We start from the raw sequence: 14,187 nt of genomic DNA, 5'->3' as shown, positions 1-14,187 counted from the left end.
GTTCGAAAATCGGGGCATGACTGAACTCGGCACCACCACCGGCACCGTCCTGCAGGCGACCGCCCCGTTCCACTTCGGCTCCTCGCTGCGCGCCATGGAGTCCTTCGCCCCCTGCAGCGGCGACCAGCTCGTCATCGACGGCCGCGTCCGCCGGGCGTTCCTGCACCCCACCGACCCGACCCGCGCCGTCGTCACCGAAGTCGTCGGCCGCGACGACGGCGTCGCGGTCACCATCTTCAGCGACGACGCGCTCACCCCGGCGGAGACCACGGCGGTGGGCGACCGGGTCAGCGACTGGCTCAGCCTCCGCGACGACCGCGACACGTTCCTGGAGCTCGCCCGCGCCGACCCGGCGATGACCCCCGTCCTCGCCGTCGCCGAGGGCCTCCACCAGGTCCGCTTCGCCTCCCTCGCCGAGGGCGCCGTCTTCTACACCCTCGTGCACCACTCCACGCACTGGTTCGCCAAGGTCTACAAGCGCCGCCTCCTCGCCGACCACGGCCCGCACGGCGTCGTCGACGGCGTCGCCTATGCCGCGTTCCCGCCCATGTCCACGCTGACCGCGCTGGGCGTCGAGGGGCTCAAGCAGTATGCGAGCAACCGGCTGAGCGCCAGGCGCCTGCACACGGTCCTCATGGGCCTCAGCGCCCTCGACGAGCACTGGCTGCGCACAGGCCCCGCCGACGAGGTGTATGCGGCGCTGCTGTCCCTGCCCGGCATCGGCCCGTTCACGGCCCACGCGCTGCTCCTGCGGGTCCTCGGCCGCCCCGACCGGGCACCGCTGGAGCTGCAGCAGCACCTCACCGCCGCCGCCACGATCTACGGCGATCCGTCACCGTCACCGAGCGAGCTCCGCGACTGGTATGGCCCGACGATCGGCTGGTGGGCGTATACGGCGCGGACCGCGCTGGACTGGATCGAGCGCGACCAGCGGGCGGCCGCGCGGTCCGCCAGGTTCTCGCGCTCGTCGCGTTCTGGCAAGGCGGCGCAGGTGCCGGCTGGGTGACGGGCTCTGCTTTCCGCTCCCGCGCCGACTTGCTGTTCTTCCGGCGCGGGAGCGGGGCCGGGGGTTGCGCTCCGCGTGCGGTGTTTGGCATGCCCGTAATAGAAAATCCATCACCGCTGCGGCCTTGGTGGCTCCGCGCGGCCTGCGGCGGTGCGACGGGTGGCGTGGTTGTGGTCCGTGCCGTGCCTGGGGTGATGCCAAGCCGGGTCCGCACTCACCTCATCCAGCGCCGTGGAGCGCATCATTCGGTGGTTCCACACCTCCGCTGGCTTCACAACAAGAGCAATCACCGACATTGCCGCGCCGCTTCGCTCTGCGACGCGGCCCACGCCGAGTTGAACGAGGAGCCCCGCCCTTAACTGAAGGAGGCTTGCCGCTCTGGTGACTGGATCGCCCCGTCGGCATCGGAGGCGACCGGACCGATCCCAGCTGTCATGGTCCCTGCACCAAGGTCACCGTCCGAACGCCACCGTGCCGCCCGTCTCGCGCCGCGTCGCGCCGCGTCGTGCCGCCCGTCTCGCGCCGCGTCGCGCCGCGTCGTGCCGCCCGTCTCGCGCCGCGTCGCGCCGCGTCGTGCCGCGGCGCGAGATGCTCGGTGACCCATGCCCCTGTGCGGCCCGTGTCGTCGCGGGCCGGTGTTCATGGCGTCCTCGCGGGCTCCGGTGCCGTCGGGACATCCCCTGCAGTCTCCGTCCTTATTTGGACGATCGGTTAGAACAGGCATAAATCGCCCGATCGTCCCATCGGCGACCAGGTCCGGCGGTGACGGGATTCGGCTACGCAGCGCCTCGGACCACTGCGATGCTCGGCTGCCCCATGGAGATCGCCGTCCGTGGGCGGGCGTGGGTCTTGACGTGTCGAAGCGGCGCCTCGGTGTGGTTCCCCAAGGGCTCGGTTGCCGATCGAGGGCGGCCGTTGCGGCATCCGTCGCCGCCGACTCCGAGCAGCCGGGCCACAAAGACCGTAAATCGCCCATTCGGCCACGCGGGTGACGACCTGCGCCGGTCCGGCGATCGAGGAAGGTTTCGTTTTGAAGCCAGCGGCGGTGTGGAACCACCGAATGAAGCGCTCGACGGCGCTGGGTCATGTGAGCGCGGACCTGGCTTGACATCACCCAGGCACGGCACGGACCACAACCACGCCACCCGTCGCGCCGCCGAAGGCCGCAGCCGTGATGGATTTTCTATACGGGCATGCCAAAACACCGCACGCGAAGAGCAGGTCCAGGAAAGGCCTAGGTGACGTCGTCCCAGGAAGGGCGAGCCGCAGCGGCTGGCTGCGCGGCCGGAGACGACGGGGCGGGAGTCACGGCCGCGGTGCCGTTGGCGGCGGCCTGGGCGTCGCGCTTCACGGTGTCGGCGACGCCGCGGACCTCGCCGACGATGTCCTGCAGCGGGCGGCGCAGGGCGGCCTCGTCGGCCTCGCTCAGCAGGTGCTTGCGGAGGAAGGCCTTCGGGTGGAGGTCTTCGAGCTGGATGTCGGTGCCGAGCTCGCGGCTCAGGTCGCCGGTCGCGTTGCGGGCCATCTGGCGGACGTTGCGGAGCATGCGCATGCCGTCGCTGATCGCCTTCGGCAGCCGGTCCGGGCCGAAGATGAACAGCCCGACCAGCACGATGACGATGAACTCCCAGCCACCGAGGTTTTCCAAGCCCATTGCCGGCCCTCCCTGCTCTCGCCCGTCAGCCTACGCACTCACGGGCCTGATCCGGGAGGGCCCACCGGTTACTTCGCGTCGGCGACCAGGGTCACCGAGGTCTTCTCCTTGGTGGTGCCGCGCAGGTACTGGATCTCCACGACGGCGCCTGGGGCGTACTTGCGGATGAGAGCCGTCAGGTCCCAGAACTCCTCGACGGGCTTGCCGTTGACGGCCAGGATGACGTCGCCCGCGTGGAGGCCGGCGCCGGCGGCCGGGCCGTTGGCTTCGACGGAGGCGAGGCGGGCGCCGCCGGCCGGGTTGCGGTAGCTCGGGTCGGGTGAGACGCCCATCACAGTGCGCCGGGCCTTGCCGGTGTTGATGACGTCCTGGGCGACGCGGCGGGCGTGGTTGATCGGGATGGCGAAGGCGAGGCCGACGTTGCCGGCGGTTGCCTGGTCCTCCGACAGGGTGCCGATGACGGAGTTGATGCCGACGACACGGCCGGCGCCGTCGAAGAGCGGGCCGCCGGAGTTGCCCTGGTTGACGGCGGCGTCGGTCTGGATCGCCGAGTAGTAGCGGGCGGTGCCGCCCTCGCTGGTGCGGATCGGACGGTCGAGGTAGCTGACCACGCCGAACGTGACGGTGCTGGTCAGGCCGAGCGGCGCGCCGACCGCGACGACGGGGTCGCCGACCTGGAGCTGGTCGGAGTCGCCGAACTCGACGGGCTGCAGCTGGCCGTCGGGCAGGCCCGCGGTCTCGATCTTCAGCACGGCGATGTCGGACTCGTCGTCGCCGCCGACGACCGTGGCGGGTGCCACGGAGGCGTCGCTGAAGCGGATCGTGGCCGAGCCGCTGCCGCCGTGCACGACGTGGTTGTTGGTGATGACGTACCCGTCGGCGGAGACCACGAAGCCGGAGCCGAGGGACGTGCCGGAGCCGACCCGCATGCTGATCGTGACGACGCTCGGGAGGACCTTCTTCGCCAGGGCCGCGACGGTGTCCGGGGCGCGGCCGTTGAGTGGCGGGTCGCTGCCGAGCGGCGGTGCGCCCAGGACGCCGCCCCCGCCGGCGGCGAAGACGTAGCCGAGGGTGCCGCCGAGCGCGCCGGCGAGCAGCGCCGTGACGATCGACACGATCAGCACCAGGCCGATGCCGATGCGCGGGGCCTGCCCGGGCGGCGGCGGTTTCTCCAGTTCGGGTGGCTCCTCGGCCGGGGTCTTGACCACGACGACCTGCGCGTCGGGGTCGCGCCACGGGTCTGCGAGGGCGTCGGACCACCAGCTGCTCGGGGCGGGCTGCGGTCGCGGCTGCGCGGGCGGCATCGGCCAGCCGGCGTGGCTGGTCGGTGCGCCGTGGCCAGGCTGACGCCAGGCCGAACCGTCTGTCACGATCGGCTCCTCCGTCCGTTTCGCATCCAGCATTACACGGGCCGGCATCCCACACGTGAGGGCGAGGTCTCCTAGGCTTGCGGGGATCGACGTCTCCTGGAGGTGCGACATCCCCCCGTCCGTAAGAGCCGCGCAACAGTTCGCCGACTTCGTCGACGGCTACGTGCTGGAGGATCCGGTGCTCACCGCAGCCCGTGAGCAGGCCGCCGAGCTGGGCATCTCCGCCGTGAGCCGGGGCGAGGGCGCGGCGCTGCGGGTCGTCGCCGCGGTCAGCAACGCCAAGGCCGTCGTCGACGTCGGCACCGGCACGGGGGTGAGCGGCGGGTGGCTGCTGCGTGGCATGCGCCGCGACGGCGTCCTCACCACGATCGACCTCGAACCGGAGCATCAACGGGTCGCCCGGCGGGTCTTCGCCGCGGCCGGCAACCCGCCGTCGCGGACCCGGATCATCAGCGGACGGGCCCTGGACGTGCTGCCACGGCTCGCGGACCGCGCCTATGACCTGGTGTTCGTCGACCACGACCCGAGCGAGTACGTGGCGGTGACCGCGGCCGCCGAGCGACTGCTGCGGCCCGGAGGGACCCTCGTGCTGGCCGGCGCGCTCGGCGGGGGACGCGTCAGTGACCCGACGATCCGCGACTCGGAAACCGTCCTGCTGCGGGAGGCGGTCAAGGCACTGCGCGACAGCGACGCGTGGGTACCGGCGATCCTCCCCCTCGGCGAAGGCCTCCTCGTGGCGGCCAGGGCGCAGTAGCGGGAGGTCAGCGGGCGGCGCGGGTCCGGCGGCGCGGCGGGTCGTCGTCCGGGTTGTAGTCGTCCTCTTCGGCCGGCTCGTCCAGGGCGGCCTTCTTCGCCTTCTTCCGCTCCAGCTTGGCCCGCCGGACGGCGGCCTCGTCCAGCTCCTCGCTCATCCGGGTCAGCTCGGAGCGCAGGAAGTCACGGGTCGCGACCTCACCGACGGCGATGCGCAGCGACGCGATCTCCCGCGCCAGGTACTCCGTGTCGGCCTTCTGCGCGGCGGCGCGCCGCCGGTCCTCGTCGCTGGCCAGCCGGTCCCGGTCCGTCTGCCGGTTCTGGGCGAGCAGGATCAGCGGCGCCGCGTAGGACGCCTGCAACGACAGGATCAGCGTGAGGAACGTGAAGGTGTACGGGTCGAACTGCCACGTCCTCGGCGCCAGCGTGTTCCACAGGACCCAGGCGAGGATGAAGACCGTCATGTACACGAGGAACTTCGCGGTCCCCATGAACCGGGCGATCCCCTCCGACCACTGACCGAACGCCTCCGGGTCGAACCGGGGCAGCTTCAAGCGCCCGGGCTCCCGCGGCTGGTCGAGCTTGCGCCGGTCAGCCATTGCCGGCCGTCCCGCCGCCGGTGGTGCCGTCCGGCGCGCGGCCCGCGGTACCGGCGGCGTTGAGGAACGCGGGTTCGGCGTGCTCGCGGTCCCGCCAGTCCTCGGGCAGCAGGTGATCCAGCACGTCGTCGACGGTCACGGCGCCGACGAGCCGGTCGTTGTCGTCGACGACCGGCATGACCACCAGGTTGTACGTCGCCATCCGCCGCGTGATCTCACCGAGGGTGGTCTGCGGCGCGAGCGGCTTGATGTCGTTGTCGACGACGCCACCGAGCAGCGCCGACGGGGGCTCGCGCAGCAGCCGCTGGAAGTGCACGACACCCAGGTACCGCCCGGTCGGCGTCGCCATCGGCGGCCTGGTCACGAAGACCCCGGCGGCGACGGCCGGCGACAGCTGCGGCTCCCGGATGCGGGCGAGCGCCTCGGCGACCGTCTCGTGCGGCGCCATGACGATCGGCTCGGACGTCATCACCGAACCGGCGGTGCCGGGCAGGTAGTCCAGCAGCGCCCGCACCGGCGAGGCCTCGTCGGGCTGCATGAGGTCCAGCAGCACCTCCTGCTCACCCTTGGGCATCTCGGCGAGCAGGTCGGCGGCGTCGTCCGGGTCCATCTCCTCCAGCACGTCAGCGGCCCGTTCAGGCTCCAACGCGGCCATGATCTCCAGCTGGTCGTGCTCGGGGAGCTCCTCCAGCACGTCGGCGAGGCGCTCGTCGTCCAGGGCGGTCGCGACCTCGACGCGGCGGCTCTCCGACAGGTCCTGCAGCACGTTGGCGAGGTCGGCCGGGCGCATGTTGTCCAGCACCGCGAGGATGCCGGCGGTGCCCTGCGCGTGGGCGGTGCCGGCGAGCCCGGCGACCTCACCCCATTCGAGCTGGTTGAGGTGGCCGCGGCGGGTGAGCCGGCCGCTGAACTCGCGGACCGCCACCCGGCTCAACGCCCACGTGCCGGTCCGGTCGGCCTCCATCGCGACGTCGACGACGGTGCCGGTGCGGCCGGTCGCCGGGACGCTGACGTGCCGGTCGATGAAGTCCTCCAGGACCAGCAGCTCACCCTGGCGCTTCTCGAAACGGCGCAGGTTGAGGGTGCCGGTGTTGAGCACCACCGCGTCGGGCTCCATCGCGGTGATCCGGCCGATCGGCAGGAAGATCCGCCGCCGCATCGGCATCTCGGCGACCAGACCCACGACCCTGGGCGGCAGGTCATCGGTGCGGGCCCGGGCGACCGCGTCCCGCACCCGGCCTACCTGGTCGCCGTTCGGGTCGAACACGCTCAGGCCGGCGAGGCGCGCGACATAGACCCTGGGCGCGGTGCTCACGAGACTCAAGACTACTGAAGAAGACCACCGACTCGCGGTTGGACCGCCCCCGGGCCTTCCGGCTCCCCTAGGCTCGTCCACATGAGCAAGTTGCGGTACAAAGTGGTCGACGTCTTCACCGATCGTCCCTTCACCGGCAACCCCCTCGCCATCGTGTTCGACGCCGCCGACCTGGCCGGCGAACAGATGCAGGCGATCGCCCGCGAGTTCAACCTCTCCGAGACGATCTTCGTGCTGCCGCCGACGATGCCCGAGGCGACCTACCGGGTGCGGATCTTCACGCCGGGCACCGAGCTGCCGTTCGCCGGTCATCCCAGCGTCGGCTGCGCCGTCACGCTGCGCCGCGACGGCCTGGTCAAGGACGCCGACGTGGTGCAGGAGTGCGGCGCCGGACTCATCCCGATCAGCATCGACGAGGTACACGGCAGCGCCGTCGTCACCGGCGGCCAGCCGACCGTCGAGTCGGCGCTGGACCCGGCGCCGCTGCTCGCCGCGGTCGGCCTCACCGAGGCGGACTACGTCGGGCCGGCGCCGCGGAAGGCGGGGTGCGGGCTGCCGTTCACGTTCCTGTCCGTGACCGACGACGCCGTCGGGCGGCTGCGGCCGGACGGCCTGGTCGACAACGTCAGCGTCCTGCACTGGGACGCGGAGCGGCACGAGGCGCACGTCCGGGTGCTGGTGCCCGACGCCGGCGTCGCCGAGGACCCCGCGACCGGTTCGGCGGCGATGGGACTCGGGGTCTGGCTGGTCGCGTCGGGGCTCCTGCCCGGTGACGGGCTCAGCCGGTACCAGATCCGTCAGGGCTCCGAAATGCACCGCCCGTCCCTGCTGAGCTGCTCGATCACGGCCGCGGGCGGCGAGGCGGTGTCGGCGACGGTCTCCGGCCACGTCGTGGCGATCGCGTCCGGGGAGATGATCGTGCCGCCGTTCGTGGGCTGATCCCCGCCGCCGCTCGTCGTGGGCGGCTCAGCGTCCGCTGGTCGCGCCCGGCGACCGCCGAGCACGACGATCGTGACGCCGGCAAGCAGCAGCGCGATCCCGGGCAGCGTCTGCGACGCCGGCAGCTGGTCCAGCATCAGCCAGGCCAGCAGCAGCGCCCCGGGCACCTCGAGCAGGAGCAGCACCGCGACGGTGGTCGGCGGCACGCGGCGCAGGGCGTAGTTGATGAGGGTATGGCCGAGCAGCTGCGGTCCCACCGTCATCGCCGCGAGCGCCAGCCACGTCTGCGCCGGGTAGCCGGTCAGGTCCTGCCCGCCGAGCAGGCAGGCCAGCCCGAGCACGATCGCGCAGATCGAGTAGCAGATCGTCGCGTACGTGCTGGTCGCGATCGACCCGCGGGCGTGCGCGCCGAGCAGCGTGTACCCGGCGGCCGCGATCCCCCCGACGAGCGCGAGGGCGTCGCCGGCGAGGGCCCGGCCGGACAGGTCCGGGTCGGCGCCGGTGGCGAGGGCGACGCCGAGCACGGCCAGCCCGACACCCGCCCAGGTGCTGCCGGGGACCCGGATGCCGCGGATGGCGCTGATCAGCGACGTCCAGATCGGCGTGGTGCTGACCAGCGCGACGGACATCGCGACGCTGGTCAGCTTCACGCTCGGCACCCACGTGGCGAAGTGCACCGCGAGGCAGACGCCGGACAGGACGCTGGCGCCGAGGACCTTCGAGCGGAACTCGTCGCGGCGCACGGCGATCGCGACCGGGGCGATCGCGGCGACCCCCAGCACGTTGCGCCAGAAGGCGATCGCCAGCGCCGGCGCGGCCGCGTACGCGATCAGCGGCGCCGAGGACGAGACCGCGACGATCGCGACGGCAAGGGCGAAGATCGCGGGCAGTCCGATGTGGCGCATACGGCGATGTTGTCATTCTGTGAAAATTGTCTGGGATCCGACACCGGGCCACCGTTATTGGCAGTAGACCAGACCGGTCTGCTTCATACTTTCGGACGATACCCGGAGGGCCGAACGGTGTTCAGTGCTGTCCTTTTCGACTACTTCAACACCTGCACGACCGCCGTCGTACGCGGCGACGGGCACCGGCGGACCGCGGAGGTCCTCGGCGTCGACCCCGACGCGTGGCTGGCGCTGCTGGACCGTACCTTCGACGCCCGAGCCAAAGGTGCCTACGGCAGTGTCTTAGCCGGCCTGCGGGCGCTCTGCGTCGAACTCGGCGTGGAGCCCACCCCCGCCCGCCTGCGCGAAGCCGCCGACCTGCGGGTCGTCTCGCTCCAGCAGGACGCACCCCCACGCCCCGAGGCCGAACCCGTCCTGCGCCTGCTGCGCGACCGCGGCGTGCGCACCGCCGTCGTCAGCGACTGCTGGTTCGAACTGCCGTCGGTGCTGCCCGGCACGCCGATCGGCCGCCTCTTCGACGTGGGCGTCTACTCCTCCCAGGTCGGACAGGCCAAACCACACCCGGCGATGTACCGCGCCGCCTGCGACCGCCTCGGCGTCCACCCCGAGGCGTGCCTGTACGTCGGCGACGGCGGCGGCCACGAACTGACCGGTGCCCGCCGCTTCGGCCTGACCGCCGTACAACTCGACGCGCCCGACCTCGGCGGACACCTCACGTTCCACGCCGACCTCGACTGGGACGGCGCGCGCATCACCAGCCTCGACGAAATCCCCGACCTGGTCGCCGGTCGCATGCCACTGACCGCGGCGGTCGGTGCGCCTATGCTGAACTGGTGACGGCGCCATTGTCGCCGATGGATGGACGGCTGCTCGCCGGACTCGCGGCGCGCGCCGTCCGCGCGCGCCTGTCCGGCGAACGCCTCACCGCCCAACTCCCGCCGTCCGGCGCGGTGCACGCCGATGGCGCCTCGTTCGTCACCCTGGAGCGTGCCGGCACCCTCCGCGGCTGCGTCGGCACCCTGGAGCCGAGCCGGCCGCTGCACCACGACGTCGTCCACAACGCCGTCCGGGCGATGCGCGACCCCCGCGTCCCACCCGTCACCGCCGCCGACTGGCCCGAGCTGGACGTGAAGGTCTCCGTCCTCGACCGGCCCGCGGACCTGCCCGCCGGCAGCCGCCGGGTGCTGCTGGAGGCGCTGGTGCCGCACGTACACGGCCTGATCCTGACCGACGGCACCCGCCGCGCCACGTTCCTGCCGTCGGTGTGGGCGAAACTCCCCTCCGCGGACCAGTTCGTCGACGCCCTGCTGCGCAAGGGCGGGTGGAGCGAGTGGCCGACCGGGCTGCGGGCGCTGGCGTACGGCTCGACCGAGTTCCAGGACCGCTCGCCGCGTTCTCCGCTGTGACGGGCTAGCTTGCCGCGTTCGCTGCTGTGGCGGGCCGACTTGCCGCGTTCGCTGCTGTGGCGGGCCGGCTTGCCGCGTTCGCTGCTGTGGCGGGCCGGCTTGCCGCGTTCGCTGCTGTGGCGGGCCGGCTTGCCGCGTTCGCTGCTGTGGCGGGCCCGCTTGCAGCGCTCTCTGCTGTGACGGCTCCGTCGCCCCGCGACCGTTCGTTGCGACCCGCGGCGCCCCGTGACCGGCGACCCGTGACCCGCGGCCGTCCGCCGAGCCTTCGCCGTGCCCTTTGCCGCGCCTTTGCTTTGCCGCGCCTTTGCTTTGCCATGCCGCCGGCCCGTTCGCAGCGCCGTCGCTTCGCCGCGCCCTTGCTTTGCCGCGCCGCAAGCCCGTTCGCCGCGCTCCCGTTGTGATTGGATGGCGTACGTGGAACCGCTGGTCGAAGAGGCCGCCAAGAAGGCCGCCGTCGCCTGGCTCGCCGTCCCCGGCGCCGGCCCGTCCTACCTGGTCTGGTGCGCGTGGCTCGGCGGGTCGCTGCTGGTCGTGAGCGGCCCCGGCGAGCAGGCAGCGCCCGGGCTCGCCGACTCGGACACCGCCGACGTCACGCTGCGCGGCGACCACGGTGGCCGGATCGTCACCTGGACCGCGACGGTCGAGACCCTCGACCCGGCCGGCGAGGCGTGGGCGGAGCTCGTGCCGCAGCTCGCCGGGAAACGTCTCAACGGCGGCACCGAACTCGCGACCCGCTGGGCGACCGAGTGCGTGGTCAGCCGCCTCACCCCGGCAGACGACGCGCCGCTGGTGCCGCTGCCCGACGACTCGCAGGCCGCGCCGCCGAAGCCGTCACCGGCGACCAGGCTGCCGAAGCGACCGTTCCGCCTGCACAAGGTCCGCAACGCCCGCCGTTGACAGCCGGCCACAAACCCCGCAACGACTCCGCCACCGACGTCGGCGCCACAGTCCCAGCAACGACTCGCCGGCGCCACAACCCTTCGCCGCGCAAGCGGGCCGCACCAGACCGCCGGCCAAAAAGGCCAGCGCCGCACCCCCGCTGTCGACGCCCGCCACGAACCCTGCGGCAACTCGCCGTCAACGCCGGCCGGCCACACCCCCCGCACCGCCCAGACGCCGACGCCACACCCCCCGCGCCGCGCAAACGAGCCGCACCAGACCGCCGGCCAACAAGGCCCGCAAGCGCAACAAACAGCGGCAACGCGAGCCCGGCCTGGAACCAACGACTACGACCCCGGCGGCGCCGCGCTGCTCAACTGCACCGTACCGCATCCGAAAAAATTGCGACCAAACCCAGCAACCACGCGCTCACATACCGTAGTTCAGAAGCCGACCGCCGCCATGCTCGCGTCCCACAGCCGGGCGGCCAGCTGGGCGTCCTCGGTCTGCGCGTTCGGGCGGATCAGTTTCCGCTTCTCGTAGTAGCCGCCGGACACCAGCTGCGGCCGGGGCGTCGCGACCAGCCAGACCAGCGTGTCCGCGCCCTGCTCGGGGGTCTTCGCGAACGGGGTCACCTTCGTCATCAGGTTGACCCCGATGCCCGCGCCGAACCGGCTGCGCACGAAGCCCGGGTGGTAGCTCGCCGACATGATGTCGGGCCAACGGCGGGCCGCCTCCGCCGCGAAGAGGATGTTCGCCTGCTTCGCCGCACCGTACCGCTTCCACATCCCCGCCTTGTGCTCCCCGCGCAGGTCCGACGGGTCGATCGTGCCCATCGCGTGCGCGGCCGAGGCGGTGTTGATGATCCGGCCGTTGCGCAGTTGCTCCCGCAGCAGGTTGCTCAGCAGGAACCCGGCCAGGTGGTTGGACTGGATCGTGGGCTCGAAGCCGTCCGTGGTCCGGGACTGGCCGGCCACCACGCCGCCGGCGTTGTTGGCGAGGACGTCGATGCGCTGGTACCGCTGCCGCAGGTGATCCACCAGCACGTGCACGTCGTCGAGGCGGGCGAAGTCGGCCCGGTACGCAGGAGGTGTACGCCCGCCGGCGGCCTCCACCTGTGTCACCGCCGCGGTCAGGCGGCCCGGGTCGCGGCCGACGAGGACCACGTGTGCCCCGCGGCGCGCCATGTCGACGGACGCGGCCAGGCCGATCCCGGAACTCGCGCCGGTGACCACCACGGTGCGGCCGGTGAGATCTCCCACAGGGGCGTTCTGCGCAATCACGCGACGAGGTTACCGTGGCGTAGGTCCCCCTTAATGCTCACTAAGGAGCGCACCGTCATGCGTCCTCGCCGGTCCTGCCTCGCCGTCCCCGGCTCGAGCGTCAAGATGCTCGACAAGGCTCAAGGGCTCCCCGCCGACCAGGTCTTCCTCGACCTGGAGGACGCCGTCGCCCCGCTGGCGAAGCCTGACGCGCGCAAGAACATCGTGGCCGCGCTCAACGACGGTGACTGGGGCGGCAAGGCCAGGGTCGTGCGGGTCAACGACCTGACCACGCCGTGGACGTACCGCGACGTCGTCGAGGTCGTCGAGGGCGCGGGGGAGAACCTCGACTGCATCATGCTGCCGAAGGTCCAGTCCGCGGGGCAGGTCGAGTGGCTGGACCTGACGCTCACCCAGATCGAGAAGACGATGGGCCTCGAGGTCGGCAGGATCGGCATCGAGGCGCAGATCGAGAACGCGGCCGGCCTGGTCAACGTCGACGCGATCGCGACCGCCTCGCCGCGGATCGAGACGATCATCTTCGGCCCCGCCGACTTCATGGCCTCGATCAACATGAAGTCGCTGATCGTCGGCGGGCTCATCCCCGGGTACCCGGGCGACCCGTACCACTACATCCTCATGCGCATCCTCATGGCCGCCCGGATGCACGACCTGCAGGCCATCGACGGGCCGTTCCTGCAGATCCGTGACGTCGACGCGTTCCGTGAGGTCGCCACCCGCAGCGCGGCGCTCGGCTTCGACGGCAAGTGGGTCCTGCACCCCGGCCAGATCGACGCCGCCAACGAGGTCTACTCGCCGGCCCAGGACGACTACGACCACGCCGAGCTCATCCTCGACGCGTACGAGCACTACACCTCCGAGGCCGGTGGCAAGCTCGGTGCGGTCATGCTGGGCGACGAGATGATCGACGAGGCGTCACGCAAGATGGCCCTGGTCATCTCCGCGAAGGGCCGCGCCGCGGGCATGTCCCGCACGACATCGTTCACCCCGCCGGCCTGAGAAATCCGTGTCGCATTGCCCGGGGGCGGCTCGGGCAGGCAGGATTTGCCCTATGGCACCCGACCTACGATCCACCGGTCCCGCCGGAAAAGGCAACCGGCGTGACGCGAGCCGCCCCTCTTCGGCCCGCCGCACCCTGCGGGCCGTCCCGTCCACCGGGCCTGAGCTCGCCGAAGAGCCGGTCGCGGAGGACGAGGGCAGCACGGCGATCGACCGGCTCGACGGCCGCGTCGCGCTGGTCACCGGCGCCGGCAGCCCGGACGGCATCGGCTACGCCACCGCCCGCCGGCTGAAGGCGATGGGCGCGGCGGTCGCCATCGTCTCCACCACCCGGCGCATCCACGACCGGGCAACCGAGCTCGGCGTCACCGGTTTCGTCGCCGACCTCACCGTCGAGGCCGAGGTCGGTGCGCTCGCCGACGCGATCATCGACTCCGTCGGCACCGTCGACATCCTCGTCAACAACGCCGGCCTGGCCAGCAAGGCCAGCCCCGAGGTCCTGCGCCCGGTCGCGCAGCTCACCTACGAGGAGTGGCGCGCCGAGATCGACCGCAACCTCACCACCGCGTTCCTGGTCAGCCGCGCCTTCGTCGGCGGCATGGCCGAGCACGGCTGGGGTCGCATCGTCAACCTCGCCGCCACCGCCGGACCCGTCAACGCCCTGCCCGCCGAGGCCGGCTACGCGGCCGCCAAGGCCGGCGTCGTCGGCCTCACCCGCGCCCTGGCGATGGAGCTCGTCGCCGACGGCATCACCGTCAACGCGGTCGCCCCCGGCATCATCCACACCGGCGCGTCCACGCTCGTCGAGCTCAAGCAGGGCTTCGGCACCCCCATGGGCCGGCCCGGCACCCCCGAGGAGGTGGCCGCCACGATCGCGTTCCTGTGCTCGCCCGGCGCCTCGTACATCACCGGCCAGATGCTCGTCATCGACGGCGGCAACAGCGTCCGTGAGGCGCAGTACCGCTGAACGAACCAAGAGCCAAGAACCAAGAGCAAGAGCCAGGAGCAAGGTCCGGACTCGGGTCCGCCGTGGTCCGGGCCGCCGCTCCCGCCAGGCACCGGGCCGGGGCCCAGCT

13 protein-coding genes and 1 pseudogene are annotated in these 14,187 nt (G+C 72.1%); 8 read left to right on the top strand and 6 right to left on the bottom strand.

Annotated elements, in window-relative coordinates; translation table 11 throughout:
• Positions 1 to 16: 16 nt before the first annotated feature.
• Positions 17 to 1,006 carry a DNA glycosylase family protein gene (locus OHA72_RS03905; protein ID WP_327006479.1) on the top strand — a complete coding sequence of 330 codons (990 nt, stop codon included), beginning with the start codon at positions 17 to 19 and terminating at the stop codon, positions 1,004 to 1,006.
• A gap of 1,234 nt (positions 1,007 to 2,240) precedes the next feature.
• On the opposite strand, the gene OHA72_RS03900 is transcribed toward OHA72_RS03905, so the two are convergent.
• On the bottom strand, positions 2,241 to 2,660 hold the full coding sequence (locus OHA72_RS03900) for a twin-arginine translocase TatA/TatE family subunit (RefSeq protein WP_327006478.1): 420 nt from the start codon (positions 2,658 to 2,660) through the stop codon (positions 2,241 to 2,243).
• 68 nt (positions 2,661 to 2,728) lie between these two features.
• On the bottom strand, positions 2,729 to 4,030 hold the full coding sequence (locus OHA72_RS03895) for a S1C family serine protease (protein ID WP_327006477.1): 1,302 nt from the start codon (positions 4,028 to 4,030) through the stop codon (positions 2,729 to 2,731).
• Between the two features lie 163 nt (positions 4,031 to 4,193).
• Between OHA72_RS03895 and OHA72_RS03890 the strand changes: the two genes are divergently transcribed.
• Positions 4,194 to 4,784 carry an O-methyltransferase gene (locus OHA72_RS03890; protein WP_327011450.1) on the top strand — a complete coding sequence of 197 codons (591 nt, stop codon included), beginning with the start codon at positions 4,194 to 4,196 and terminating at the stop codon, positions 4,782 to 4,784.
• A gap of 7 nt (positions 4,785 to 4,791) precedes the next feature.
• Here the strand turns inward: OHA72_RS03890 and OHA72_RS03885 are convergent, their stop codons facing one another.
• Positions 4,792 to 5,382 carry a DUF1003 domain-containing protein gene (locus tag OHA72_RS03885; protein ID WP_327006476.1) on the bottom strand — a complete coding sequence of 197 codons (591 nt, stop codon included), beginning with the start codon at positions 5,380 to 5,382 and terminating at the stop codon, positions 4,792 to 4,794.
• On the bottom strand, positions 5,375 to 6,697 hold the full coding sequence (locus OHA72_RS03880; RefSeq protein ID WP_327006475.1) for a magnesium transporter MgtE N-terminal domain-containing protein: 1,323 nt from the start codon (positions 6,695 to 6,697) through the stop codon (positions 5,375 to 5,377). Before OHA72_RS03880 ends, OHA72_RS03885 begins: the two co-directional genes overlap by 8 nt.
• 81 nt (positions 6,698 to 6,778) lie before the next feature.
• On the opposite strand from OHA72_RS03880, the gene OHA72_RS03875 reads away from it, so the two are divergent.
• Complete coding sequence (locus tag OHA72_RS03875) at positions 6,779 to 7,636, top strand: PhzF family phenazine biosynthesis protein (protein ID WP_327006474.1); 858 nt, start codon at positions 6,779 to 6,781, stop codon at positions 7,634 to 7,636.
• Here OHA72_RS03875 and OHA72_RS03870 read toward each other — a convergent pair.
• Positions 7,636 to 8,541, bottom strand: a pseudogene (locus OHA72_RS03870) (DMT family transporter); the annotation flags it as partial. The gene OHA72_RS03875 and the pseudogene OHA72_RS03870 overlap by 1 nt on opposite strands.
• Positions 8,542 to 8,658: 117 nt before the next feature.
• Between OHA72_RS03870 and OHA72_RS03865 the strand changes: the two are divergent.
• The 3 genes from OHA72_RS03865 to OHA72_RS03855 all read left to right on the top strand — a co-directional run bounded on the left by OHA72_RS03865 (position 8,659) and on the right by OHA72_RS03855 (position 10,847).
• The gene (locus tag OHA72_RS03865) at positions 8,659 to 9,381 is read left to right on the top strand and encodes an HAD family hydrolase (protein ID WP_327006473.1); all 723 of its coding nucleotides are present in this window, start codon (positions 8,659 to 8,661) and stop codon (positions 9,379 to 9,381) included.
• Positions 9,378 to 9,950: an AmmeMemoRadiSam system protein A gene (gene amrA, locus OHA72_RS03860; protein ID WP_327006472.1), complete on the top strand. Its 573-nt coding sequence runs from the start codon at positions 9,378 to 9,380 to the stop codon at positions 9,948 to 9,950. Before OHA72_RS03865 ends, amrA begins: the two co-directional genes overlap by 4 nt.
• A gap of 405 nt (positions 9,951 to 10,355) precedes the next feature.
• Positions 10,356 to 10,847 carry a hypothetical protein gene (locus OHA72_RS03855; protein ID WP_327006471.1) on the top strand — a complete coding sequence of 164 codons (492 nt, stop codon included), beginning with the start codon at positions 10,356 to 10,358 and terminating at the stop codon, positions 10,845 to 10,847.
• 425 nt (positions 10,848 to 11,272) lie between these two features.
• Here the strand turns inward: OHA72_RS03855 and OHA72_RS03850 are convergent, their stop codons facing one another.
• A complete protein-coding gene (locus OHA72_RS03850) occupies positions 11,273 to 12,091 on the bottom strand; it encodes an SDR family NAD(P)-dependent oxidoreductase (RefSeq protein WP_327011449.1) in 819 nt (272 codons plus the stop codon).
• 54 nt (positions 12,092 to 12,145) lie between these two features.
• Here OHA72_RS03850 and OHA72_RS03845 point away from each other — a divergent pair, with 54 nt between their 5' ends.
• The gene (locus tag OHA72_RS03845) at positions 12,146 to 13,111 is read left to right on the top strand and encodes an HpcH/HpaI aldolase/citrate lyase family protein (RefSeq protein WP_442788508.1); all 966 of its coding nucleotides are present in this window, start codon (positions 12,146 to 12,148) and stop codon (positions 13,109 to 13,111) included.
• Between the two features lie 52 nt (positions 13,112 to 13,163).
• Positions 13,164 to 14,078 carry an SDR family NAD(P)-dependent oxidoreductase gene (locus tag OHA72_RS03840; protein ID WP_327006469.1) on the top strand — a complete coding sequence of 305 codons (915 nt, stop codon included), beginning with the start codon at positions 13,164 to 13,166 and terminating at the stop codon, positions 14,076 to 14,078.
• Positions 14,079 to 14,187 lie beyond the last annotated feature (109 nt).

Origin of the sequence: Dactylosporangium sp. NBC_01737, from assembly GCF_035963215.1 — a bacterium.
Taxonomy (GTDB): Bacteria; Actinomycetota; Actinomycetes; order Mycobacteriales; family Micromonosporaceae; genus Dactylosporangium.
This window is presented reverse-complemented; position numbering and strand designations above follow the sequence as displayed.

Coding starts and splice junctions, on each gene's coding strand:
- OHA72_RS03905 (WP_327006479.1), top strand. CDS start 17: ATGACTGAACTCGGCACCACCACCGGCACCGTCCTGCAGGCGACCGCC.
- OHA72_RS03900 (WP_327006478.1), bottom strand. CDS start 2,660: ATGGGCTTGGAAAACCTCGGTGGCTGGGAGTTCATCGTCATCGTGCTG.
- OHA72_RS03885 (WP_327006476.1), bottom strand. CDS start 5,382: ATGGCTGACCGGCGCAAGCTCGACCAGCCGCGGGAGCCCGGGCGCTTG.
- OHA72_RS03875 (WP_327006474.1), top strand. CDS start 6,779: ATGAGCAAGTTGCGGTACAAAGTGGTCGACGTCTTCACCGATCGTCCC.
- OHA72_RS03855 (WP_327006471.1), top strand. CDS start 10,356: ATGGCGTACGTGGAACCGCTGGTCGAAGAGGCCGCCAAGAAGGCCGCC.
- OHA72_RS03845 (WP_442788508.1), top strand. CDS start 12,146: ATGCTCACTAAGGAGCGCACCGTCATGCGTCCTCGCCGGTCCTGCCTC.
- OHA72_RS03840 (WP_327006469.1), top strand. CDS start 13,164: ATGGCACCCGACCTACGATCCACCGGTCCCGCCGGAAAAGGCAACCGG.